The sequence below is a fragment of the Pseudomonas sp. TMW22090 genome (genome assembly GCF_022496665.1).
Lineage (GTDB): Bacteria > Pseudomonadota > Gammaproteobacteria > Pseudomonadales > Pseudomonadaceae > Aquipseudomonas > Aquipseudomonas gregormendelii.
This window is the reverse complement of sequence record NZ_SCFH01000009.1, coordinates 257,644-283,342: the sequence shown is the minus strand read 5'-3', so window position 1 is coordinate 283,342 and position 25,699 is coordinate 257,644. Positions and strand designations below refer to the sequence as shown.

The 25,699-nt window shown below is 48.6% G+C and carries 20 protein-coding genes and 2 pseudogenes; all 22 read left to right on the top strand.

The window, feature by feature from the left end; genetic code table 11:
• Positions 1–204: 204 nt before the first annotated feature.
• Positions 205–888, top strand: a pseudogene (locus tag EQV97_RS23985) (polysaccharide biosynthesis tyrosine autokinase); the annotation flags it as partial.
• A gap of 54 nt (positions 889–942) precedes the next feature.
• A complete protein-coding gene (gene rfaH, locus EQV97_RS23980; protein ID WP_240890206.1) occupies positions 943–1,461 on the top strand; it encodes a transcription/translation regulatory transformer protein RfaH in 519 nt (172 codons plus the stop codon).
• Positions 1,462–2,220: 759 nt separating this feature from the next.
• Positions 2,221–3,330 carry a DegT/DnrJ/EryC1/StrS family aminotransferase gene (locus tag EQV97_RS23975; RefSeq protein WP_240890205.1) on the top strand — a complete coding sequence of 370 codons (1,110 nt, stop codon included), beginning with the start codon at positions 2,221–2,223 and terminating at the stop codon, positions 3,328–3,330.
• Between the two features lies 1 nt (position 3,331).
• Positions 3,332–3,901, top strand: a complete 570-nt coding sequence (locus EQV97_RS23970; RefSeq protein ID WP_240890204.1) for an acyltransferase — start codon at positions 3,332–3,334, stop codon at positions 3,899–3,901.
• Complete coding sequence (locus tag EQV97_RS23965; RefSeq protein WP_240890203.1) at positions 3,902–5,041, top strand: TDP-N-acetylfucosamine:lipid II N-acetylfucosaminyltransferase; 1,140 nt, start codon at positions 3,902–3,904, stop codon at positions 5,039–5,041.
• Between the two features lie 477 nt (positions 5,042–5,518).
• Positions 5,519–6,634 carry an acyltransferase gene (locus tag EQV97_RS23960; RefSeq protein ID WP_240890202.1) on the top strand — a complete coding sequence of 372 codons (1,116 nt, stop codon included), beginning with the start codon at positions 5,519–5,521 and terminating at the stop codon, positions 6,632–6,634.
• Positions 6,635–7,352: 718 nt separating this feature from the next.
• Positions 7,353–8,744: an undecaprenyl-phosphate glucose phosphotransferase gene (locus tag EQV97_RS23955; RefSeq protein WP_240890201.1), complete on the top strand. Its 1,392-nt coding sequence runs from the start codon at positions 7,353–7,355 to the stop codon at positions 8,742–8,744.
• A gap of 105 nt (positions 8,745–8,849) precedes the next feature.
• Positions 8,850–10,163: a UDP-N-acetyl-D-glucosamine 6-dehydrogenase gene (gene wbpA / locus EQV97_RS23950; protein WP_240890200.1), complete on the top strand. Its 1,314-nt coding sequence runs from the start codon at positions 8,850–8,852 to the stop codon at positions 10,161–10,163.
• A gap of 1,164 nt (positions 10,164–11,327) precedes the next feature.
• A complete protein-coding gene (locus EQV97_RS23945) occupies positions 11,328–12,872 on the top strand; it encodes an oligosaccharide flippase family protein (protein WP_240890199.1) in 1,545 nt (514 codons plus the stop codon).
• A 423-nt stretch (positions 12,873–13,295) separates the two neighbouring features.
• Positions 13,296–14,399 carry a glycosyltransferase gene (locus tag EQV97_RS23940; RefSeq protein ID WP_240890198.1) on the top strand — a complete coding sequence of 368 codons (1,104 nt, stop codon included), beginning with the start codon at positions 13,296–13,298 and terminating at the stop codon, positions 14,397–14,399.
• Between the two features lie 55 nt (positions 14,400–14,454).
• A complete protein-coding gene (locus tag EQV97_RS23935) occupies positions 14,455–15,672 on the top strand; it encodes a hypothetical protein (RefSeq protein ID WP_240890197.1) in 1,218 nt (405 codons plus the stop codon).
• On the top strand, positions 15,665–16,771 hold the full coding sequence (locus tag EQV97_RS23930) for a DUF1972 domain-containing protein (RefSeq protein WP_240890196.1): 1,107 nt from the start codon (positions 15,665–15,667) through the stop codon (positions 16,769–16,771). The genes EQV97_RS23935 and EQV97_RS23930 overlap by 8 nt, the downstream gene beginning before the upstream one ends.
• Before the next feature lie 13 nt (positions 16,772–16,784).
• Positions 16,785–17,858: pseudogene (locus EQV97_RS28925) on the top strand (GDP-mannose 4,6-dehydratase).
• Between the two features lie 625 nt (positions 17,859–18,483).
• Entirely contained in the window at positions 18,484–18,639 is a 156-nt protein-coding gene (locus tag EQV97_RS23920; RefSeq protein WP_240890195.1) for a hypothetical protein, read from the top strand.
• 97 nt (positions 18,640–18,736) lie between these two features.
• Complete coding sequence (locus EQV97_RS23915; RefSeq protein ID WP_240890194.1) at positions 18,737–18,916, top strand: hypothetical protein; 180 nt, start codon at positions 18,737–18,739, stop codon at positions 18,914–18,916.
• Positions 18,917–19,253: 337 nt separating this feature from the next.
• On the top strand, positions 19,254–19,541 hold the full coding sequence (locus EQV97_RS23910; RefSeq protein ID WP_240890193.1) for a hypothetical protein: 288 nt from the start codon (positions 19,254–19,256) through the stop codon (positions 19,539–19,541).
• An 89-nt stretch (positions 19,542–19,630) separates the two neighbouring features.
• Positions 19,631–20,734 (top strand): polysaccharide biosynthesis/export family protein, encoded by a 1,104-nt coding sequence (locus tag EQV97_RS23905; RefSeq protein ID WP_240890192.1) that lies wholly within the window; start codon positions 19,631–19,633, stop codon positions 20,732–20,734.
• Positions 20,735–20,748: 14 nt separating this feature from the next.
• A complete protein-coding gene (locus EQV97_RS23900; RefSeq protein ID WP_240890191.1) occupies positions 20,749–21,408 on the top strand; it encodes a YjbF family lipoprotein in 660 nt (219 codons plus the stop codon).
• Positions 21,409–21,446: 38 nt separating this feature from the next.
• On the top strand, positions 21,447–22,178 hold the full coding sequence (locus tag EQV97_RS23895) for a capsule biosynthesis GfcC family protein (RefSeq protein WP_240890190.1): 732 nt from the start codon (positions 21,447–21,449) through the stop codon (positions 22,176–22,178).
• Complete coding sequence (locus EQV97_RS23890; RefSeq protein ID WP_240890189.1) at positions 22,175–24,274, top strand: YjbH domain-containing protein; 2,100 nt, start codon at positions 22,175–22,177, stop codon at positions 24,272–24,274. Before EQV97_RS23895 ends, EQV97_RS23890 begins: the two co-directional genes overlap by 4 nt.
• Positions 24,271–24,666: a teicoplanin resistance protein VanZ gene (locus tag EQV97_RS23885; protein WP_240890188.1), complete on the top strand. Its 396-nt coding sequence runs from the start codon at positions 24,271–24,273 to the stop codon at positions 24,664–24,666. The genes EQV97_RS23890 and EQV97_RS23885 overlap by 4 nt, the downstream gene beginning before the upstream one ends.
• Before the next feature lie 642 nt (positions 24,667–25,308).
• Positions 25,309–25,644, top strand: coding sequence for a hypothetical protein (locus EQV97_RS23880; RefSeq protein ID WP_122838130.1), 336 nt, complete (start codon positions 25,309–25,311; stop codon positions 25,642–25,644).
• The last annotated feature ends 55 nt before the right edge of the window (positions 25,645–25,699 follow it).

Genomic DNA, 25,699 nt, shown 5'->3' with positions numbered 1-25,699 from the left:
AGTTTAACCAGTTCAGGATCAGGCTTGACTCGTTTGGCGCGCTTGGGTTTTGGCTCGGTCATTGGATTTCCTTGGGGTAGGCAGTCTCCTGCCAAATGACCGTTTACACAAAACTAATTACACCCTCCGATTCCGCTCAGCAAAGGGCAATCCCTGATTGAGACAAGTCTGAGAACCAATAGTCGTGCCGACACAGGCTCGCTGCTATTGGCGGTTAAAAACCCAGCAGACCTTGCCGTAGAATCGTTACGTAGCCTGCGCACAAGCCTCCACTTCGCCACTCTAGAAGCGAAGAACAACATCCTGATGATTTCGGGCCCGAGCCCTGCCGTAGGTAAATCATTCGTCTCATGCAATTTGGCCGCCATCGTTGCCCAGACCGGGCAGAAGGTTCTTTTGGTCGATGCTGACATGCGCAAAGGCTATCTGAACAAACTGTTTCGCATGGATGTATGCAACGGCCTTTCCGACCTGCTGGCCGGCAAAATTGATCTAGCCACAGCGACTCATTCGACAGAAGTCGAAAACTTGCATGTCATCACCCGCGGACAGATTCCACCGAACCCGTCGGAATTGTTGATGCACAGCAATTTCACCCAATTCCTGGAAAACGTAAGCCGCCTTTACGACCTAGTTATCATAGACACCCCGCCGATTCTGGCAGTTACCGATGCAGCCCTTGTCGGACGGCAGGCAGGAACAAGCTTGATCGTGACACGTTTTGGCGTAAACGCTGCCAAGGAAATTCAGGTGACCAAGCGTCGCTTCGAGCAAAACGGTATCGTCGTGAAAGGCGCAATTTTCAACGCCGTGGAACGAAAAGCTTCGGCCTATGGCTACGGCAGCTACAGCTACTACCAGTACGAATACGCTTCAGACAAAAAGTAGTACCGGATATCAGGGCAGCGCCGCTGCCCTGATTTACCCATGAGAGCCCATCGCATGCCTCCTCAGCACCCGCCACCCCGCTGGTACCTGATCCAGTGCAAGCCACGACAAGACTCGCGCGCCGAGGAGAACCTGACGCGCCAAGCCTTCAAGTGCTACCGCCCCACCCAACACATAGAACGTATCCAACGCGGTCGCCGCACCACTTCAGTTGAGTCGTTATTCCCTGGCTACCTGTTCATTCAACTCGATCAGCTAAACGACAACTGGCACCCCATCCGCTCAACCCGCGGAGTAAATAAACTTGTCACATTCGGCAAACAACCCATCGCAGTAGCAGACACACTTATCGAACAGCTCCGAAAACGACTCCAAAATCAACTCACCGAAACTCCCCAAGATTCCTCAGCACTTGAGCCAGGTGACCACGTACGCATCACCAGCGGTAGCTACAAAGAACTTGAGGCCATATTCCTCTCCCACGACGGCGCCGAACGCATCGTGGTCCTCCTGCAGCTCCTGCACCGCGAACACACCCTAAGCGTTCCGATTACCTCAATAGAAAAAACCTGACACCGCCTCAACCTGAAAACAAAAACAAAAACAATCCATTACCTCCCCGCCACAGCCCCCTGTAGTGGCTGCCGAAGGCTGCGATCTTTTGATCTGTACCCTTTGCGACACCACTCACTTAAGCCGCAGTACCATTTTCCACACGCGCCACACAACCCGCTCAATGCCCCGCCCCGCATCCACCACACCAAAATAACAACCCCGCCCTAAAAACCCAGGACTCGAGGGTCACTCCAGACACCACCGCTGTGACCGATGACTTCAAATCACACAGTTCCGTCTATAGGATCTTTCCTATAAAAATGTTTTACCCTTCACTTTTCCCACCAAGTCAGTAAAATGCGCCGTCGGCTGAGGATAACCACTCACTCCCGCAGGATGCCATTGCACAGACCTCGCGTTGTGCAGCAGTCAAGGACAGACTCATCTCCTCTGCTTGCCATTAAACGAGCCCAGACTCGTCCTGCCTGATTGGCCTCTCCCCCCCCCAAAAAAAATTGCACGCGCTTGCGCACACAGCTCACGTCGCGGGCACGGCGCACGTTTTCAGGAAACCAACGGTCAATCCTGGGGCGGTAGCGTGCCAACAAATTAATAAAGGCCAAGACAATCGCCCCAGTCACGGATCAAGTCAGTAGGCCGGAGCAGCATATCTCCTACAATAGCGGGCTGAATACGTATGACCTGCAGCGAGATGGTTGAGCCCCAGAGCAAGAACAGTTGTGGCCGGTACCTGCCGTCCCTGACCAAGGAATTTGAATGAACAATAAACCGGTTTATGTCACCCAGCCCTACCTACCGCCGCTGGAAGAGTTCGTCCCCTATTTGCAACAGATCTGGGAAAATAAGATTCTTACCAATGGTGGCCCGATGCACCAGCAGTTAGAAGCGGCGCTATGCGATTACCTCGGTGTCGAGCACATCGCTCTCTTCAACAACGGCACAATTGCCCTGCTGACTGCTCTACAAGCAATGCGCGTGACGGGCGAAGTAATCACCACGCCATATTCGTTCGTGGCCACCGCACACTCACTCTTATGGAACGGGATCAAGCCTGTCTTTGTGGATATCGATCCGCAGACCCTTAACCTCGATCCAGCCAAAATTGAGGCAGCCATCACCCCCCAGACAACCGCAATCATGCCAGTGCACTGCTATGGCAACCCATGTGACGTTGAATCAATACAGAAAATCGCCGACAACTATAGCCTGCGGGTTATCTACGACGCCGCTCACGCCTTTGGCGTTAAAGATGCGGGTGGTAGTATCCTCCGCCATGGCGACCTCAGTGCATTGAGCTTCCACGCGACTAAAGTATTTAACACCTTCGAAGGGGGAGCTATCGTTTGCCCCGACGCCAAAACCAAGCAGCGCATCAATAATTTGAAAAACTTCGGAATAGTCGACGAAGTCACCGTGGTAGCTCCGGGTATCAACGGTAAGATGAGCGAAATAAACGCGGCCTTAGGCCTGCTGCAATTACAACACATCGACCACGTCATGAACCGTCGACGCGAAATCGACCAGATTTATCGTGAAAACTTGAAAACTGTCAAAGGCATAAGGCTCGTTGAAGGAGCCGGCCAAAAAGTTGCCAATTACTCCTATTTCCCGATTCTGATTGAGGCAGATTATCCGCTGAGCCGCGACGAGCTGTATCATAAGCTTAAAGAGAGTGATATTTTCTCGCGTCGTTACTTCTACCCTTTGATCAGCGAATTTCCCATGTACCGCGGCTTGCCATCGGCACAGCGTAACAACCTGCCAGTGGCGAATGCGGTTGCCGAAAGAGTGCTCTGCTTACCTATATACCCAGCACTCAACAACGATGACCTTAGTCGCATAATCAATGCTATAAGCAGGTACTGATATGGGATTTCTTAGTCGTGAACAAATCGACGAAATGGGATTTTCCTATATCGGAGATAACGTACTACTCTCGAACAAAGCCTCCTTTTACAATTGCGCAAATATCGTCATTGGCAACAATGTGCGAATTGATGACTTCTGCGTACTCTCCGCCGGAGTTGGAGGGATCGAGATAGGTAACTACATTCACATTGCAGTTAACACCTCGCTGATTGGCGCAGGAAAAATCAAGCTAAACGACTTCAGCAATATCTCGTCCAAAGTTGCAATCTACAGTAGCAATGACGATTACAGTGGCGCCAGCATGACCAGCCCAATGGTGTCGAAAAAATTCACATGCGTACATGATGAAGATGTCACAATCGGTCGACATGTGATTATTGGTGCCTGCTCTGTTGTACTTCCTGGGGTAACTCTTGAAGAGGGTGTAGCAATAGGAGCGCTGAGCATGGTCTCGAAAAGCTGCAGAGCATTTGGAATTTACTCCGGCGTACCAGCGAAACGAATCAAGGAGAGAAAAAAAGATTTTTTAGAGTTAGAAAAACAATTTTTGAAGAAAAAGAATCAATAAATGAAAACTCTGAAAATACTCCACTTGGCGCGCGATGAGAAGTTTATTGATCAAGCGATAAAAGCGTTCGAGCACGCAGCTCCAGGTGCAAGCGATTTATATGTTTACAGTAACAAACCGCTAAAATTGGTAAAATCTAGAGCAACAATACCGAGCATTACATCTGTACTAACTGGAAAAATCTCCAAACACTTTTCGAAGTATGATCTCATTATAGTTCACTCTCTAGATCAAGTTTGGTACAAAGCGATACTAAAGCTTCCAAAGTCTATACCTGTGGTGTGGATAGGCTGGGGCTATGATTATTACGATATTATATATGACTCTAGGACAAAGACACTTCTCCCCCTAACCTCCCTTGAATTGAACATCACATCCAACAAAGCCAAATTATTCAAAAAAATAAAAAATACCCTCAAGAAAATCGTCTTTCCGACGAACAAATCTAAAGTAGTTGAAAGAATTAATTTTTTTTCGCCTGTTCTGCCCGCAGAATACATTATGGTGAGCACGCAATTTTCAGGAAAAAAATTTCCAGACTATGCTTTATGGAACTATGGCAACCTTGAAGAAGACTTAGTTAAAGACTTTACAAATGCTCAAGCTAATGGAAGCTCTATTTTAGTTGGAAATAGCGCCTCAGCAGAAAACAATCATTTAGACTCTTTTTTTCTTCTATCGAACCTTGGCATCGACAGCAGAGAAATTATTTCACCACTAAGTTATGGCGATGAGCAATATCGAGATTTAATACTAAAAAAGGGCCGCGAACAGTTCGGCGATCGCTTTGAGCCGCTAATCGATTTTATGCCAATCGGCGATTACGTAAAAATTTTAGAGTCATGCGGCTTTGTTATCATGAACCATATTAGACAACAGGCCGTTGGCAATATTGTAATCATGCTTTATCTTGGCGCAAAAATCTTTTTGCGAGAAGAATGTCCAACTTACAATTTTTTTCGAGATCAGGGAGCGGTGATTTTTTCAATCCAAGAACTGGAAAAAAACCCTGCACTTATTCATGAGCAGCTTGACAATGCAAGCATGATGATTAATCGACACATTGTAAAAAACAATTGGTCAAAAGAAGTTTCCGACAAAAAAACACGTCTCTTATTAAAGCAGGTATGCAACGCTTGACAATATAGAAATTTTCGCTGACGCTTATCGTATTAAAGTTAATTATAAGCCTTAATTACGGAAGTCGCCACACCTGATCCATTCAAAAATATAGATCGCAATTAGCTACAGTCAATGGCGCAGCACGAATTGTCGGAGAGAGGAAAAGATTCTAATTCGAGACAGGATTATCCCTCCCCTCTAACAAAGTTCAATTATCTGAGTAATAAGGCATACACGTCGGTATCTTTATCAACTATATTGCGACACCAAGCGAAAGCTATTTCGACAGTACGCCGTAAATAAAACTATCGCAAAATGCAAACGACAACGCCAAACCAGATCTCTGATATTCTTTTCATCGTATTCATAAAAAAAACACCAGAACAACCTGCGTCATCCGATTAATATATTCCCCAAGATAAAATCTGACTCAGAAGAAAAAATTATCAAAATTTAACAAATCGCCATAGATAACTTAACCTCACCCGGCAAACAATGAAAATATCAAAATTACTCCATGAGACATATAATACAACCGGCGGGTCGGACAAGTACGATTCGATCCAAGTGCTACGGTTCATCGCAGCATTGGCCGTCGTCATTTGCCACTCAGCGTTTTATGCGCAAGAGAGACTGGACCCAGCATCATTTAGGTATGGGCCAGGGAGCAATGGGGTTTCTCTATTTTTTGTAATCAGCGGTTTCGTGATGATTCTCGCCTCTGAAAAGCTACAAGGCACTGCTGATGGCTGGAAGCATTTCGCCACCCGTAGATTGGCGCGCATCGTGCCACTTTACTGGATTGCTACAACGATAAAAGTCGCTGTACTTATAACGGCAACTCACTTTGTTCTTCACGCAGACATTGACTGGTTATATATTATAAAGTCGTACTTTTTTATTCCTGCGATCAACATCGACAACCAAATCAAACCTCTGCTAGGTGTAGGCTGGACACTTTTGTTCGAAATGTTTTTTTATACAACATTTACTGCCTGCTTATTCTTCAAAATTAACGCAATACGGTTTTGTGCCGGATTTTTTTTCCTACTGTCACTAGCATCATTTTTTAAAACTGAAGACTGGCCGCCGGCTTTTTACTTTTATGCAGACCCGTACGTCTTAAACTTCCTGTGGGGCATGCTTGCTGCTCGCCTTATCCAGCAGCACATTTACATGCCTAAATACATCGCGATCATATCAATTACCTTTTCGCTGGCTTACCTCTTCCTACCCCGCACCACCGAGTGGGGAGGCACAATCCCCTACGGCATTGCATCGTTGCTCACGGTATACGGATGTGCGTCTCTTGAAAAAACATCTAGAATTTCAATGCCTAAAGTATTTGTTTGGCTAGGCGCCGCATCCTATTCCATTTATCTTTTCCATCCTCTTTTGTCACCTGCCGCGCCCGAAATTTTAAAGAGAGTCGGCCTAATTAGCCCCTCAGTTTCTGTACTTCTGAGTATTTTAATAGCTATTGTAGCCGGCAGCATTTTCTACGTACTAATAGAAAATCCCGCAACACTAAAATTGAACCAACTGATCAAAAAACATCTCAAAAAATTTACTACTCATGAGTCTTCGCAAAAAAAACATGAAGTTAACTAACATTAACAAACGCATCGTCAGTGGCAGTGCTTCCTAACAATCTCTGGTCACACGGATTCCTCGTCGGCATATTTAAATGTGGCGCATGCCGATTATAGAGCTTATTCAAATCAGATCGTTTTCTGAAAACTCGTCAACCGTAACGGCCGTCCAGCGGTCTTCAACCACGAATTAGCAACACCGCAAGAGACTTTTTTTCGGTGTGGAGCCAACCTTTCAGTGATTTCCTACAGTTCCGCCTGTCCGATCGTTCACCCGAATCTGTTTATGTCTTCACTTTTTCTAACAATTTAGTAGAATGCGCCGTCGGTGAGGTAGGTTCTCATTCGGCAGGATGCCGTTTGCGCAACTTGTTGTGCAACAGTCAAGGATTAGACTCACTCCTTTCACTGCACGCAAACAACCGAGCGCAGACTCGGCCTGCCTAGTAGACCCCTCCTCCCAAAAAGATGCCAGCGCTCGCTCCTACGGCTGATTCGTCGTACCCAAGGCGCACGTTCTCAGGAAACCAACGGTTAATCCTGGGGCGGTAGCGTGTTCAAAAACCTTCATATCGCCCAAGGCAAGCGCCTCCCCTAGCACGGGGAAGCGGAATACTACGCCCTGACCGGCTTGGCCTAATTGTCCAAATAGCAACGCCAGCTGCGCGTAGGTCAAGCCTCTTTACCGAGTGTATAAACTGGACGACTACACCCATTTCGACTCAAGGGACATAATCTTGATCCGCAAGCGAAATACCACATTTCCGGCAGGCCGGGGCCTGACCTTTTGGGCCCAATGGCTGGCTGCAATTTCCTTACTCATCCTCCTGCTCTGTGCGCTGGCGATGATGAAAACCGGGGAAATCGATACACAATACCGCATGCTTGCTGCTTTCATGCTGCTCGGTTCCGTACCGGCTTATTCCATAATGCAGGTCTACCACAAACAGCATGGCTACCTAGTCGGGATCGGCCGGCTACTTGCTGGCTGGTTGGCCTTGCTCTGCGGTCTGACGATAGTGGCCTTCATCACCAAGACCAGTGAACTGTTCTCTCGTGAAGTGATACTGACGTGGGTCTTCGCTGGTTTCGCATTACAAGCATGCCTTTACCTGCCGCTGCATAATCTCGCTCGACGCTATCAACGGAAACTACAGGCTGCTCGCACCTCTCTAATCGTCGGAACGGGCGAACTGGCTCTCGATCTTGCGGATAAGTTAGTTCGGCAAAAAAAAGAGCCAATGACAGGTCTTGTAGCTGCGGACGATCTGCCAATACCAAGCGACAGCCTATACCCGATTCTGGGGAGCCTTGCACACCTTCGCGACCTTATCGCCGCCCATCGCATTCGCCGTCTTTACATAGCACTGCCACTGACGGAAGCCCAGAAAATCGAAGAGCTCTATATCGATTTACTGGACTCCAGCGTCGACGTAATCTGGATTCCTGACCTACAAAGCCTGGTTTTGCTCAACCACTCGGTATCAGAAATCGAAGGGCTTCCGGCTATTCACCTAAATGAAAGCCCGCTGACATCCTACCCTACCGCCTCACTCTCCAAGGCAGTTTTGGATCGGACCGTAGCGCTAATTGCAATTACTCTGCTCAGTCCGGTGTTGCTGGCCACCGCTATCGCAGTGAAGTGCTCATCCCCTGGCCCGGTGCTGTTCAAGCAAAAACGCCATGGCTGGAATGGAAAGATAATTAAGGTCTGGAAATTCCGCTCCATGCGCGTGCACGACGATGAGCAGGTTATACAGGCCAGTCGTGAAGACCCACGCATCACCCGAGTCGGCCAGTTCATTCGCCGCACTTCCATTGATGAGTTGCCACAACTGTTCAACGCCCTGCAGGGCCGCATGTCGCTGGTTGGCCCTCGACCTCATGCCGTGGCTCATAACAACTACTACACCGGTAAGATCGACGCATACATGGCGCGACATAGAATCAAGCCCGGAATTACTGGCCTGGCACAGATAAGCGGCTGCCGTGGCGAGACAGAAACCATCGAAAAAATGGAAAAGCGTGTCGAGCTCGATCTGGCTTACATTAATAACTGGTCATTGTGGCTAGATATAAAAATACTGATAAAAACGCCGTTCACGCTACTATCGAAGGATATCTACTAAACCTTTGCCCGTCATATAGAGTTGTGGACCTGGCGATACACAAAAAATCCAGACGATACAGCTACTGAATTATCAACTTTGTAATTATCAACCTGAGTTTTTCTTATGTCCGAACACCAACAAGCAAGCATCGCAAAATTCAAAAGCAAGGAAGCTATCATCGGCATCGTCGGCCTGGGTTATGTCGGCCTACCGTTGATGTTACGCTACAGTGCAGTTGGCTTCCGAGTGCTTGGCATTGATATTGATGAAAGCAAGGTAGTCAAACTCAATGCTGGACAAAGCTACATTGAACACATACCAGCAGACAAGATTACCGCCGCGCGCGAAACTGGATTCAGCGCTACAAGCGACTTCACGCGTGCTGCAGAGTGTGATGCCTTGATTCTGTGCGTGCCGACGCCGTTGAATAAGTATCGCGAACCGGATATGAGCTTCGTGATCAACACTACTAATGCCATCAAACCCTACCTCCGCGTCGGCCAGATCATTTCTCTGGAAAGCACTACTTACCCAGGCACCACCGAAGAGGAACTACTTCCACGTTTACAGGAAGAGGGACTGGTTGTCGGCGAGAACATTTTTCTGGTCTACTCTCCTGAACGGGAAGACCCAGGCAATTCCAACTTCGAGACTCGAACTATACCGAAAATAATCGGCGGCCACACACCGCAGTGCCTAGAAGTTGGTATTGCACTGTATGAGCAGGCAATTGATCACTTAGTGAGGGTCAGCTCGACCAAAGCTGCGGAAATGACCAAGCTGCTGGAAAACATTCACCGCGCTGTCAACATTGGTCTGGTGAATGAAATGAAAATAGTCGCAGACCGCATGGGTATAGATATTTTCGAAGTTGTGGATGCCGCAGCCACCAAGCCTTTCGGATTTACTGCTTACTACCCCGGCCCAGGCCTCGGCGGCCATTGCATCCCAATTGATCCCTTCTACCTAACATGGAAGGCCCGAGAGTACGGCTTACATACCCGATTCATCGAACTCGCCGGCGAAGTCAACTGTGCGATGCCCGAGTATGTAATGAGCAAGCTTATAGACGCCCTCAATGATAACGGCAAAGCTTTGAAGGGTAGTAAAATTTTAGTACTGGGCATTGCATACAAGAAAAATGTTGACGATATGCGAGAGTCACCTTCGGTTGAAATCATGGAACTAATTTCAGCCAAAGGTGGGATAGTAGCCTATAGCGATCCACATGTACCAATCTTCCCAAAAATGCGCGAACATCATTTCGAGCTAAGTAGCGAGACTTTAACAGCTGAGAATCTGAACAGCTACGATGCGGTCGTCCTCGCTACCGATCATGGAAAATTCGATTACGATTTAATCAATAAGCACTCACGCTTAATTATCGATAGTCGCGGAAAATATCGCACGCCGGCCAAACACATTATAAAAGCTTAACGCTACAGAATTCCAGCCTGCGCGGAAACTCCATACTGGCTATGACGTTTCCGCTTTACAGATGAATGATTGAAAATATTAGACCTTCTGCAATCTTGAAAATTACAGGGCTCATGCATTGAAGCAAATATAAAATAAGCCATGCTCATAAAGCCGCTCTCAACTAAAATGTTATTAATACATTTTTCAGCCAATCGAAAAATCAGCCAAACATGAGCCAACCGAATAAAAAATTCAATTGTCCAATGGCCGCTGCGGAAGCAAAAAAGCCTTATGAGCGAAACTGTTTTGCATTATCCATTCTAAACTGACATCATTGGAAGCATTCCTATTTTCTGAGATTAGGAATATTAAAAACCTGCCAACGGGGATCATGCAGATATGCTAGCATTAAGCATAACCGCCACCACGATCGGTATGGTCAAAGGCAGCATTCCCCCTCATGAATAACTTCATGCACGGAAACCCCGCACTGAAATAACTTTGAACGTAGTGTCTGCTTCCGCACATCAGATCCAAGAGGTGCACAGACAAAATTAATATTTTGATGTTGTGAATGTAGTTATCGATAGTGCACATGGGATCGATGCAAGACCGGTCAAAACGACTGGTTTTTTGCATTAACGCATTCACAGCATATCCAAAAGCGAACATTAACGACAAAGCATTTAACTCTTTGTAAGAAATAAGTTTCAGCAAACTAAATATATGTAAATTATGGTAAACTTCGGACCAAGACTTGCTAAATGCTAAAAACTGCGTGACTCTATAAATTTTCGATAAGTTTTTAAACTGAAGGATTATAGCATATTCGCCTATCTATCGAGAGAAGACGCAACCAGGGACAAATACGACAGGATTAAAATCAATTATAACATCTAGATCAGACACTGCTCCATCATCCTAACAACGATGGGGATCACCTGCATGACAGTTGTAGCAACAGGATATTGATATGCTGCTTGCGGCTGTCGTTTTGAAAAACATTTCGCTGCGCAATCGAGTAAGTTGATTTGCGAACAAAACCATATATTACTTTGATCGCTCAGCCCCAAGAAAAAAGCATCAATGATGTCACATATTTGTCAGCTTAAAGCGGCGGTTATCTCTGACTAACAGTTTCCGCACGTTAAAAATTAGCGCTACACACGGGTAATCTTTATTTTGTCTCTTAAACTAAATATCCTGTCCAATTATACAAGCCAAATGTATGTCACAGGGCTAAGCATCCTGATTCTGCCCCTGTATATAAAACACATGGGGGCAGAGGCCTACGGCCTCGTTGGTTTCTTTACAATGCTTCAAGCTTGGTTTGCATTACTTGATTTGGGCCTCACCCCCACCATCGCCCGCGAAACCGCCCGCTATCATGGCGGATCCATGTCGGCATTGGCCTATAGTCAGTTATTCCGCGCCTTAAGTCTCATATTTTGCGGTATTGCTGTGGTCGGTGGGGGCGGTTTGTGGCTCCTTTCCGAGATAATTGCAACTCACTGGCTAAATGTTACGGAACTTCCACTTCGTGATGTAGTGTTGGCAGTTCAGATCATGGCCGTCAGCGTTGCGCTACGCTGGATGGGCGGTTTGTATCGCGGCGTAGTTACCGGCTCAGAACGCTTAATCTGGCTCAGCGGCTTCAATGCATTAATCGCCACGCTACGCTTTATTGCAGTTTTTGCCAGCATGAATTTTTTTGGTTTCACCCCAATTGTCTTCTTTACTCACCAAATGATCGTCGCACTAGTCGAGATATTCGGTCTATTTTTGATGACTAGGATTCTACTACCTGCAAGCAATAGTTTGGAACAGGCCATTGGATGGTCCTTCCAACCAGTGCAACCCCTTCTTAAATTCGCCCTGACCATCGCTTTCACTTCATCAGTATGGATACTGGCTACTCAAACCGACAAACTGATTTTGTCCGGCATCCTGCGGCTAGCTGAGTATGGTTACTTTAGCCTAGCGGTGTTAGTCGCCAGTGGGGTCGTTGTCGTCAGCGGCCCCATCAGCAACGCCATCATGCCACGCATGGCTAGACTACATGCTGAGGGGAAGCACGAAGAGCTGATTATGGTCTACCGTAAAGCTACCCAACTCGTAAGCACTATCGGAGTTTCCGCCGCGATTACACTGGTTAGCTGTGCAAAGCCCCTTTTATTCGCCTGGACTGGGGATATGGAGCTTGCAGTCAAAGCTGCTCCCGTTGTGCGCTTATACGCGATGGGAAACGCTTTCCTTATAGTCGCAGCCTTTTCTTTCTACTTACAATATGCCAAAGGCAATTTGCGATACCATCTAATCGGTAACGCCGGTATGGCTATAGCGCTTATCCCCACCATTACTTTCGCCGCCATCCATTATGGCACTAACGGTGCAGGTTACGTCTGGCTAATCATGAATGCTCTATTCCTTTTGTGCTGGGTAGCCTACACCCACCACAAATTGGAGCCTAACTTGCACTTGACTTGGATCAGCGACATAATAAAGATTGTTATACCAGCGATGCTATCATGTGCCATAACGGTATGTATAATTTTCGAACCGACAACTAGAATACAAAGTATATTTTTCGTGGCGGTCGTTGCTATTTCAACGTTAGCTGGGGCGGTGTTTTTTTTCACGCTAGGCAGGGTGCTTATAATGATAGGTTTTGTAAAACCCAAAAACACAACCAATAAATCACTCAATAACAGCCAGCATAATTATTAAAAATTCTATTTACACACAACATTGCGAGCATTTACATTTTTCTTTTTTATGAAAATAACCCACATACAGAACAGCAATTCAACTGCTCAAAATTTCAGAGATCAAACAAAAATCTCAAATTCTTAATTTTCCGACCTTCCTTTCTAGTATTCGCCCCATCGAGAAAGTAGCAACTCCCTTAATAAATTGAATACTCACCTCTTCAATGAATCTTCAAACTTAGATATCGGTCAACTCTTAAAAACCCACAAATCTTAGCTTTTGCAACAGGCTTATAATTCTGCAACCTCGGCGTAACAGATTGATAACAATTTGTAGTTATCGCTTTCACGCCAAGGACTACGACTGCGACTACTACTGCGACTGCGACTAAAATATTTATATACACGAAATTTATTTCCCCGTGTTTCCGAGGTGGTGACAATGAAAGCAATCGACAAAGTCAACTTGATAGTATTCCCCTATCGGAGTAGTCATTTCAAAAAAAAATACGGAACATCCGTTCGAGACATTCAAATAATAGAAATTCTGAAGACTCACCCTGCAATTGATAATATTCTCATTGTTGAGCGTCCTCTTTCAATCTATGAACTCATGCTTGGCCGATTCTCCAATACACCTGGGCACCTTATAGACTACTCACTCGATCTACTTGGCCCGCTAAAGGGTCGGGAATGGACGGAAAACTGTTATGATAATACTATTCCAAAAGTTAAAGAACTTACCAAGTTGTGGAAAAATTTGATAGTTTTAGATTTTACTCCGATTGCGAAAATCCACAAAAAAAGCATAGATCCATGTTTTTACTGGTATGACATGATCGACAACTTCAAAAAACATAATCGATTTAGTAAACTCCAAAAACAATTAGTATCAGAAAAATATAATTTGGCTAACAATAATGCTGATCTGATAACTGGCGTAACGGAAATTGCTCTCGATGAGTTCAGCAACCTTAATACGATAACGATGCCTAATGGAGTCTTCCCACATGATTCCTATGACAGTAAAGTCCCCGCCGAATTCAAATATGGTTTTTTTGGATTTATAACAGATAAATTTGACGTGGATTTTATAAAAAATTTAGCAAAAACTGACTCAAGTGCACGCTTCATTTTGTGCGGAGAGATTTTAGATAGCTCGGTCGCAAAACAGCTAAAATCCATTGACAATGTAACGTTACACGGTCGTTTCTCTAGAGGGGACACAGCAAGGCTGGCCTCACAATTTGAAGTTGGTATCATTCCGTATCGAAAAGATAAAAGTCATGACGGATCACCGCTAAAATTATATGAGTACATGTGGTTTGGTAAACCGGTGCTAACATCCATTGATTACGAATATAGCGCGAACTTTATTATTAATTACAATAAACTAGAAACTCTACAGATAGTTTCAGAAGTGGACGTACTTCTTTCAACGCCTTCGATTTCTCAACACATCAAAGGCTCGTTAGATAAAGAGATGCACACCGAGTTTCGAGTGAACAAGATAATAGAATACATCCTCCAAAAAATTAGACAGTAACTCATCCGTTCAAGAACCAACTCAAACTTATTTCTGGCATACAAAGAAACCCATAATGCAACCATTAGAATACGGAATTAAGTCGCAAGCTTATCGTAAAAATAACATCCCACCAACATTACTAACCAGCTTACTTTTTATCTTCATTATTGGATTTATACCGCAGCTACTGGGATTATTAAGCCTAACTACGACAAATATTTTAATATTGTTTATTTTATCCATTTTCATTATAAGACGACAACCCTTAAATGGTCGGGCGCAGAGTTTAACTATTTATTTTTTTGCAGTTTCATCTTACATGTTGATATCAGGAATAATCAATGGAACCTCATTAACGAGCATACTTGTTTACATTTATTACCTTTTGGCCACATATATAGCAATCAAAAGCGCTGAACTTTCTATCACTAAAGGATATATAACTCAGTATAAAATTGTTAAAATACTCCCGACATTTCTTTTTGCACAGGTATTGGTTTGCACACTGCAGAATATTTTTTCGACACAAATATCGCAGTTTTCTAAAACACCTATCATACCACTAGATATTGCTTCAGGCACTTTCCATCTAGCCTCTGATGCCAGCCTCGGTTTTTTTTGTTTAATATCTATTATATTTGCGTTCGCAACAGATCAAAGTAAAAAGCTCAAATATCTTGTACTCCTTCTTGCTTCGGCCGTTGTACTTTTAACAAATTCCAAAGCCTCGCACTTGATGCTTATAATAATATTAACCTCCTTAATCTCCTTTGAGATCTCATCAAAAATCAGATCCCACAAAACAATAATAACTGCTGTAGCACCGATTATTTTAGTCGCCATAGCATTATTTTCGTTTGAAAATTTCTACTGGGCACAGGATCTAGTCCATGGCACATTGATTGAGGCCTATGACAAACGATTTGCAGGTACTGAGGCTCACCGCCTGGCACCTATCGGTGAAATGCTCTACGGTCAATATCCGTTTTTTGGACACGGGCTTCTTTCATATTATAATCCAATTGAAAAAGTTTGGCTTTACAACTCCGGGTCCAGCCTATTTTATACAATATTCATAGATTGCGGACTGCTAGCTACGTTATTGATCTATTCGTTTTTTTTATACATCGTAATTCGTGGAGAGATTGGATTATTTTTTGGCTCACTTTATTTCTTTGCTTTCTTTTCATATTCGTTCTTCAATTTTGGCTTAACAGATATAGCCGCTATCTTTACATTTTCCGCGTACTTAAATATACATAGAAAAAAATTAAGGAATAAAAATGCCTAATCTCATAGTGCTTGGCATCAGAGGCATTCCCGCAAGACATGGAGGCTTCGAAACATTTGCTGAAAAGCTGTCACTGTATCTGATCGGTAGAGGCTGGACTGTAACGATTTACTGTCAGGAAGATGGCTGTGGTGAGATCACCGAAAGTGAGTGGCAAGGAATTCGCCGCATTCATATACCCGTTAGCCGTGGCGGTGCAGCTGGTACGGTAATTTTCGATTGGAAAGCTGCTCGTCACGCGCTAAGGCAGAAGGGGCTGTTCCTTACCCTAGGTTACAACACTGCCATCTTCAATTTGATGCAGCGCATCAAAGGACAAATAAATGTCTTTAATATGGATGGAATCGAGTGGCGGAGGGACAAATGGGGACCGATCGCCAAATCGTGGTTCTGGATGAACGAGCGGGCAGGCTGTTGGATCGGTAACCACTTGGTAGCGGATCATCCAAAGATCAAAGACCATCTCGCCACTCGTATACGCTCTCACAAAATAACTATGATTCCATATGGTGGTGACGAGATAACCAATGCGAATTCTAGTCTACTCACGCCTTATGGAGTTGAACAAGGAAAGTTTTCCGTGATCATTGCCCGTCCTGAGCCGGAAAACTCGTTCCTTGAAATGGTGAGAGCCTTCAGTCGCACAACCCGCAATCATAAGCTGGTCGTGCTGGGAAATTTCACGCCTAACAGTAATCCATTCCATCGTAAGGTCATGGAGGCGGCCAGTGCGGAGGTGATTTTCCCCGGCGCTATTTATGAAACTACGGTCGTTGAAGCTCTGCGCTACTATAGCCGTTTTTATCTGCATGGCCATCGGGTAGGCGGCACAAATCCATCTTTGGTAGAAGCCATGGGGGCTGGTTGTGCGGTCATAGCCCATGACAACCACTTCAATCGTTGGGTAGCTGGTCCCGATGCAGCTTATTTCAAGGATGAATCGGTCTGCGATCAATTGTTCGATCAACTACTCACAGACGACGCAGCTGTCGCACAGATGAAAGCTAACAGTCGTGCGCGTTTCCAAGAGCGGTTCACTTGGGATCAGGTACTTCGTGAGTACGAAGAATTACTGAACAATTGGTATCCTACTAAGTAATCAAGAGCACTTCATGTGCTCCCTTATTCTTGTGACCGGCGGCGTCTGCTTCAGTGTCTCTGCCGTCACTCGACATTTAAATCAAGAAACCACTCATGAAGTCGCTAACCTCGACAAATTGGCCTACGCCGAAAATCTGGAATTACTTACTTCGGTAACCAGCTAATTGCGTTACCGCTTGTATCAGGTTGATATCTGCGACATTACTGTGCTCGATATGGTATTTTCCAAATTTCAGCCCACCTGGAATGCACCTAGCGGCCGAATCACATTTAGATCGCTCCATCAAGGGGCCTACTTGCTTCATTCATATCAATATTGTAGGCACCTATAATTCGCGCGAAGCGACCCGCAGTTATTGGTCTAGTTTGGCAGCAACGGAGAAGTGCACGTTCCGCTTTCACCATATCTTTACGAATGAGGTGTATAGCTATCTGGAAGGTACGTACGAACTGGTTCACTCAATCGACGCCTATGCACCCATTTCGCCATATTCCGCCTCCAAGGCTAGTTCGGATCATCTGGTACGCGCTTGGCAGCGTACTTATGCGCTACCGGTTTTGGTAACTAATTGCTCGAGCAATTAAGCGTAGTGTCACTTCCGGAAAAGTCTGTGCCACATGTATTTCTTAACGCATTGACAGACAAGCCGTTGCTGGTGTCGGGCGACGGTTCACAGATTCGCGAATGGTTGTATGCGGAAGATCTTGCTCGCGTATTGGTCGGGTTGGTGAGTAACGGCGCAATAGGTGAAACCTACAACGTCGCCGCGCATAACGAAAAGCGCAACTTCGAGGTGGTCGAAGCAATTTGCGCCTTGTTAGACGAGTTGGTGGCGTTAGAATCGAATCGCGAGCAAGCGCGCCCCTACAAGACACTGATTACTTTCGTGTAAGATCGGCCAAGGTTTGATCGTCGCTACTCCATAGATGCGTCAAAAATCGAACGTGACTTGGGCTGGGTGCCGCAGGACACCTTTGACACTGGTTTGCGAAAAACTGTGCAGTGGTATCCGGATAATCGTCAGAGGTGCCGGCGCGTGCTGAGTGTATATTATCGATTGGTCCGATTGGGGAGTGATTGTTAGCTCAAGAGTTGCGCTTCGGAAGTGACCATAGATTTGGCCCCGGAGCGGCGGCGCCGCTGGAGCCCAGAGCAAAGACTGGCCATGGATCGCGAGAGTCTTGAGCCAGAGCAAATCGTTTCTTTGGTGGTTCGGCGCAGGGCAGCAATGCCAACCAGCTGTTCATGTGGCCCAAGCTAAACCAAGACGGCAGCCTGTTGGGGTCAGTGCTGGCGAAGCCGCGGTTCCGGCCTCCCAGCTGAGCGAGGCGCTCAAGTAGATCCTTGAACTGCGACGGATGCTGGGCAAAAACACGAAGGGAGCCGAAATTCTCAAAGAGGGAGTGGAGATCGTCCGGTCGCGAAAATGGGTTGCGCACCCCCCCTTGTTTTTACCAGGCGACAACCAGTGAAGCTGGCCAGCGAATGTCTCGATGTGGGGGCTCGCAATTAAGGTTCGAATCAAGCAATCGGTATCGCCCAGAGTAAGGCGCCGCAGGCCGATGGACGTTGCTGAACTGGTGATTGAAACCCAGCAAAACGTGAGCGAACTACCCAACTAACGCTTTCATATGGTCTGGGGATTGCTGCGTCGTGCACGTGAAAGACGGTCGCTGCCTGCGATCAACGTTAGGCGGGTTTACCGGGTCATGCGTGATTACAACCTGCTTCTTGTTGTACGCCGCATCAAACGGCCCGGTGCGCTTCGTCGGCACGAAGGCCGTATTGCCGTGGAAACCAGCGGTACACGTTGGTGCGCCGGCGGTTTTGAATTCCGTCGCGAGTACGGCGCCAAACTAGCTTGACCTTGGCACCGGACTGCTGATCGCGAAGCGATTGGCTGGATCGGGAGCCCAACCGGGTACAGCAGCGATGATAGTCGCGACTTGATTGTGGACAAGCGTGGAGAAGCGCTTTGTTTATCAACTACCTGCCACACCGGTGCAATGGCTATTCGATAACAGCTCCGCGTCCCCGGCCGAACAGACACGCCTGTTTGCTCGACAGATCGATTTGCAGCCGGTGATCACTCTGGTACGCAGCCTGCAGAGCAACGGCATGCCCGAGAGCTTCGTGAGATGATCATGACTACTCTGCGCCATCCCCAAGCCAGATCGAGAAAAGGTGCTGTGCAACCAGCAATTGCCCTCGAGCACTACAACGAGCAGCATCCGCAAGGCGCCTTGTACTATCGCCCTCCGAGGAAATTCAGACGCTCGGCGGCAGCATCAATTTGACTGGAATTGCTGTCCGCTTCGTTAGGGGCAAGTCCACGTAAGTAAATCTCGTGCTGCATACCTAGGTAAAAACTGAATCTTAATCACCTATAGTAGAAGCTCCAGCTTGCAATACATATGCTTACTGAAATACCCTTAACTCAAACACCCCCACAGGGACTACCCTTTCAAGGAGCATGAACATGAAAAAGCTACTGGCCTTGGCCCTCATCACTTCCTTCAGCCTGCCGTTGATGGCTGCTGAAACAGCCCCTGCAAAAGCTGCTGCAACACCTGATACAACTGCCCCGCTTAGCTTGTCTACTCCGATCGCTGGCGGTGTAACGGTGGGCACAGGTCTGGCAATTGGCGCCGGTCTTGTTGCTGTCGGCGTTGCTGCATCTAACAGCGGTGGTGGTGGTGGTAACGACGGCACCCCAGGTACGACTGGCACCACTGGCACTACCGGCACTACCGGCACCACGCGGTAATAGCCAATCCCCGCTTAAAGTTCGATACGCTAACCTCCCAGTCATGCTGGGAGGTTTTGTTTTGCCTATTCCCTCGAGCAATTTCGATAATGAATCGCGCGCTTCCCTTGGCCATGCTGCTTGGCCTGACCCTGCAAGGCTGCATTTTCTCACCTGGTCAGCACATGGACACAGGCAATCTGGTACGCGAGGGCTCACCAGAAAGCAGTCGGATCGAGCTGGTGCCGATCACACCTAAATTGGTAGCCATCGAGGCGGCCGGCGATCATTCCAACGTAGTCGCGCCGGAACTGCTGAAGTATCAGTCTGGTGAGTACCGGATCGGTGCTGGTGACCTTATCTACATAACTGTCTGGGACCATCCTGAGCTGACAGCGCCCTCGGGTCCACAGCAGCAAATCGAAGCGAACGGACGCTTGGTTCGCCCGGACGGTTCGCTTTTCTACCCTTACGTAGGAACGATCGAAGCTTCCGGTAAAACTATTGAAGAATTACGTGCGATTATTGCCTCACGATTGTCCAAGGTAGTTGCCGAGCCGCAAGTGGACGTCAGTATTCTTCGTTTTGTCAGCCAGAAAGTTGTTCTATCGGGTGCCTTTGGTAAAACCGGGCAACTGCCAATTACTAATACACCCATGAGCCTGCTTGACGCAGTTGGTCAAGGGTCTGTGCAAGTCGGAAGCGCCGACCTTTCTGGTCTGGTGTTAAAGCGCGACGGTCGTGAGTACGTCATTGACCTTGATACGCTCAATCGCAAGAATTCAAACCTGCACAACATTTTTTTGAAAGACGGCGACCAGCTACATTTGCCGTATAATGATCAGAAAAAAGTGTACTTGCTTGGTGAAGTTGCCGCCGCACGTGCCCTTGTGTTCAAGGGCACCGACATGAATCTCACCGACGCTCTGGGCACCGTAGGCGGGTTGCGTCAGGAAACATCGAGCGGCAAAGAAGTATATGTGATTCGCGGCGTAGAGAATCTTGCAGACGAACCGGTCAAGGTTTTCCAGATCGATCTTAAATCGCCCTCATCGTTCGCATTGGCCCAGCATTTCAAGTTAAAACCTCAGGATGTGGTCTACGTTGGCCCTGCTGATGTCACCCGCTGGAACCGCTTCATCAGCCAAGTATTCCCGACCGCCAACCTGTTGAGTACGGGTGTCGGTATTCAGGATGACTTGGGCAATAACTAAGAACTGGAATTCTTGTGAAATTTCTGCGATTGGCCACCCTATCGGTGGCCTCCTGGCTGGTGAGCGCCTGCAACCCGTTGATGACCGCTTCCATGGATACGCTCAAGGCCGCCTTTGAAGGGCCTGAGCCCCTGGAACTCACCCGCCAACAGGTGGATGCAACACCGTACTACCAGATCACCATCGCGGCACCCACGGGTGAAGCCGTAATGGCATTGGTGCGTCAGCAGGATGGCGTTGGCTTTTGGATGGCCTCGACTCGCCAGATCCTGATGCTCGAAGACGGCCTGGCCATTCGCAGCGTTGGTTTCAACAACAACCTCGATGGCACCCGCTTTGAGGGTCAATCGCCTTTCAAAGCAGGCTTGCACCGCGTTACCGATGGCCTGCAGACCCGGCGCCAGGTGGACTTTGTAGATGGTTATCGCATGGGCGTAACCCTCACCAGCCGCTTTGAGAAAAAAGGCCTGGAAACCGTGCGTATCCTCGACCGCGACGTGGCGCTATTGCGCGTGGACGAGGACATCACCATGGAAGGTCTGGGCTTCACCGCGCGGAACCAGTATTGGGTCGACCCTGCCGATGGCTTCATCATGGCCAGCGTGCAACACCTGACTCCCGAATTGCCCCTACGCATTGTTCAAGTGCGCCCGAATAAGCCGGTAGTGCAATGATTCCTCGTTCTTCCTGGCTGCTTTGCTGCAGCCTGCTCATGACGTTTGCCGTAAATGCTGACTCGCTGGTCACCGTGCAGGGCGATGCTGCCAAACCTGGGCGCTATTCGTTCCAGGAAGGGACTCGCTTGCATGATGTTTTGCTTCCGGCCCAGGTCAATCCCAAGGCTTATCTGCTTGGCGCTGCGTGGTTACATAGCCCATTACGCAATGCTCAGGAGCGATTGAAGCTAGGCGTGCTCTTCGATCTCGCCACCGTTAAGAGTAACGCACTGCAGGATGACGACATTGAGTTGGCGGCCTTGGCTGGGCGCCTCATCGACAAGGTGCAGGCCATGCCAGTTACCGGACGCCGAGTGGCTCAACTGGATCCGGTGCGGGTTGAACTGAACCGTGGTGACAACCAGTACCTCAGCAATGGTGATGTGCTGCTCTACCCTCCCCGGCCGAACACTGTGAAGGTTGTGGGCGCGGTAATTGGGGAATGCGAGTTGCCGTATCAGCCTTTGCAGCCGGCAGTCAGTTATCTAAAAAAGTGCCTGCGTGATCCTGGTGCAGATAAAGACTTGCTGTTTGTCATCCAGCCGGATGGCCGCGTTTTCCTGGAAGGCATAGCCCTGTGGAACGAAACCAAGTCAGTACCGCCCGCGCCTGGGGCACAAATTTACGTACCCGTGCACAGCACCGCCAATGGTGATCCAACACCAGACCTGAATACTGAAATGGCCGCTTTCATCGCCACCCAGCCGCTGCTGCAGGTGAAGCCATGAAGTATCATTTAATCCCGTGCTTGGTGCTCGGCTGCAGCGCTTGGGCAATGGCTGAACCGCGTTACACGCAGAGCGACTTTGGTGGCGTAGGTCTATTGCAGACACCTAGCGCCCGCATGGCTCCCGCTGGTGAGCTATCTCTAACTGCGAGCCGTACAGATCCATACAGCCGATACACCGTTTCCTTCCAGCCTTTCGAATGGTTTGAAGGCTCGTTCCGATATACTGCGGTGACGAACAGAAATTACGGTGCGGAATCTTTTAGTGGCGACCAGAGCTATAAGGACAAGGCGATCGACGCCAAAGTCCGACTACTCGAAGAAAGCCATTGGATGCCCCAAGTCGCACTGGGCGCAAGAGACGTTGGTGGTACGGGCCTGTTCTCCAGTGAGTATTTTGTAGGCAGCAAACGATTAGGCAATTTCGATCTGAGTCTGGGACTGGCTTGGGGCTACATAGGCAATCGTGGCGATTTCAGCAACCCTCTCGGCCTTGTAGATGACAAGTTTGATAACCGACCTACTCCCGACAGCGATGTAGCTGGCGCTGGTGACTTTAACGCGAATAGTTACTTCCGTGGATCGCCCTCTCTCTTCGGTGGCGTGACTTACCAAACGCCGTGGGACCCACTGTCCATAAAGCTCGAATACGAAGGTAACGACTACCAGCACGAGCCACAGAACAACAACCAGACCCAGGACTCCCCTATCAACCTTGGCTTCGTCTTCAAAGCCACCGATTCGGTAGACCTCCACGCAGCCTGGGAACGCGGCAACACCGCCATGTTCGGCATCACCTTGCACACCAACTTCGCCACCCGCAAGGCGCCGACCAAGAGCTTCGACCCAAAACCCGAACCCGTGCCGGACGCCAAACCGACCACTGCGCCAACAGACGTGCAATGGGCCGGCGTCGCCAAGCGTCTGCAGAACAACGCGGGCTACACCGTTTCAAAAATCACCCAGCGTGATTCCGAGTTGATCGTCTACGGCGAACAAGGCCGCTACTTCCACACCCCGAAAGCCGTCGGCCGTGCTTCGCGCATCCTCGACAACAGCGTTAACGATCAGATCGACTGGTTCACCATGGTCGACACCCGTTACAGCTTGCCAGTCCAGGAAGTTAGCCTGCCCCGGGATACTTTCCGCGAAGTGGTGCAGGAAGATCGTCCGCTGGAAGACCTGCGCCGGGTAACCGAGCAGAACGTTCCGGTGCCGCATCAGGAGAAAACCCTGTACGCGAAAACGCCGGACAAGTTCACCTATGGCCTGGGCCTCGGGTACAAACAGAACGTCGGCGGTCCTGACGGATTCCTGCTGTACCAATTCAGTGCCGATTTGAGTGCCGAGTACCGGTTCCAGCCTGATCTGTGGTGGAGCGGCCTGTTGAGCGCGAACCTGATCAACAACTTCGACAAGTTCAAGTACGACGCACCCAGCGGCCTGCCGCGAGTGCGTACCGACCTTCGTCAGTACATGACGACGTCGGAAGTGACGATGCCGACCTTCCAGTTGAACAAGGTCAAGCAGCTGGATGAAGATCTCTACGGCATGGTGTACGGCGGCTATCTGGAATCGATGTTCGCCGGCGTCGGCGGTGAAGCACTGTACCGTCCCATGGGCGAGCGCTGGGCGGTTGGTGTGGACATGAACTGGGTCAAGCAGCGTGATTTCGATCAGGGCTTGGGTCTGCGTGACTACAGCACCATCACCGGCAACGCTACGCTTTACTATCGGAGTTCGTTCCAGGACATTCTGGGCGCACTCAGCGTCGGGCGTTATTTGGCCAAAGACTACGGCGCTACTTTGGACTTGTCCCGCGAGTTCTCCAACGGCGTACGGTTCGGTGGTTGGGTAACGATCACCAATGCCACGAAAGAGGAATACGGTGAGGGTAGTTTCGGCAAGGGTATCTATTTCTCGATACCGTTCGACGAATTGATGGCCAGCTCTACCACTCGCCGAGCTAACCTTGCGTGGACTCCACTGACTCGAGACGGTGGCGCTGCCCTGGCTCGCAGCTACTCGCTGTACTCCCTGACAGAGCGTCGCAACATCGACCTGTTCCACAACAACTTCTACAAGGTCACCGAATGAAGCAGCGGATTCTGCGTGTCCTGCCCAAGCTGGCGTTTTTCGTGATCCTGCTGGTGCTGTGTTTCGCTGGCATGCGCGGCGAGCCGGTGCCGGAGGTATTCGAGAATCAGGACAAGCTGCATCACTGGGCCGGCTTCGCCTGCTTGACGGTGAGCGCCTATCTGGCGTTCCCCGGCACGCGGCTGGGCTGGCTGCTGTTTTGGCCGTTGCTGGGTTCGATGTTGATCGAGCTGGAGCAGAGCTTGATGCCGCTGCGTACTGCGTCCTGGGGTGACATGGTGGCTAATGCTATTGGGGTTCTATGCGGGATGGTGGTTGTGCTGGTGTTGCGCGGTTACCAGAAAAGCAGACTCAAGAAAGCCTCGTTGGTGGAGTCGCAGGGCGTTAGCTGATCAGGTCAATCACATACCTTCTTTGTGGGAGCTAGCCTGCTTGCGAATGCGGTGAATCAGTCGATAGCGATTTTGACTAACACATCGAATTCGCGAGCAGGCTCGCTCCCACAGTTGTTTAAGGGGATAGGAATAATGTGATTCTGTGGGTAGTAACAACGCGTTTAAACCAGTTAGCAGCCTTTCCCACCTGCAATTCGTCTTTTCTGACTTCTTTCTTTCCTGATTCCTCGCGCACCATGGCGCGTCGTTGTCTGCGCTATAGAATTCTCGCGTTTGAATGTTTAGGTCGATACATTCTGTGACGGCGGCGCGCAATCGCGGGCAGTCTTTGCACCTACATGACTGGGTCGATCTGTAGGGATGAGGCTTCTCCGTGGGATCGGTCTGACAGCCAACGGGATTCTTCTACCATTTCTGCGGAAATTTCCTTCGAGTTGTGTCGACTAGCATGAACTGGTGCGAAGTGAACTCCTGGGTTAGTCTTTCGCTGTCACTGCGTTTGCAGTGGCAGGGCGTAGGAACCCTCAAAGCTCATCACGCACCAGCACTGTCGTTTTTTTTTCGGTACTTAACTTGTGTCAGTAATACCGTTGACGACGGCTGTTGGCAGTTCACATTCCTGCTCTTGAGTTTGAGAAAATGACAAAAGCGACTACCGATCATCCCTATACAAAACCAACCCCCTACCCCGAAAACCGCTTCAAGCCGCTCACCAGCAACTGCGACGACATGCCTACATTGTTCGTCGACACCCAAGCCCCACTCGATGTATTGATCGACGCTGCCAAGTACCGAATCGATGCCGTCACCCAGGTACTCGAAAACCTGGCCATGCGTGGCACGATCGAGTGCGAGTCGTTCATCCTCAGTGACTTCGCCCTGCTCTGCGCCATTTCGTTGCGCGATGGTTCTGATGTGTTGGAGGTGGTCAGGCATCGATTGCGGCCGCAGCTTGAAGGCGTTTTTGTGGCGTGATTAACCCGGGTTGTTGAGGCGTCTCGACTGACGCCTTCGCGGGCAAGCCTAATTC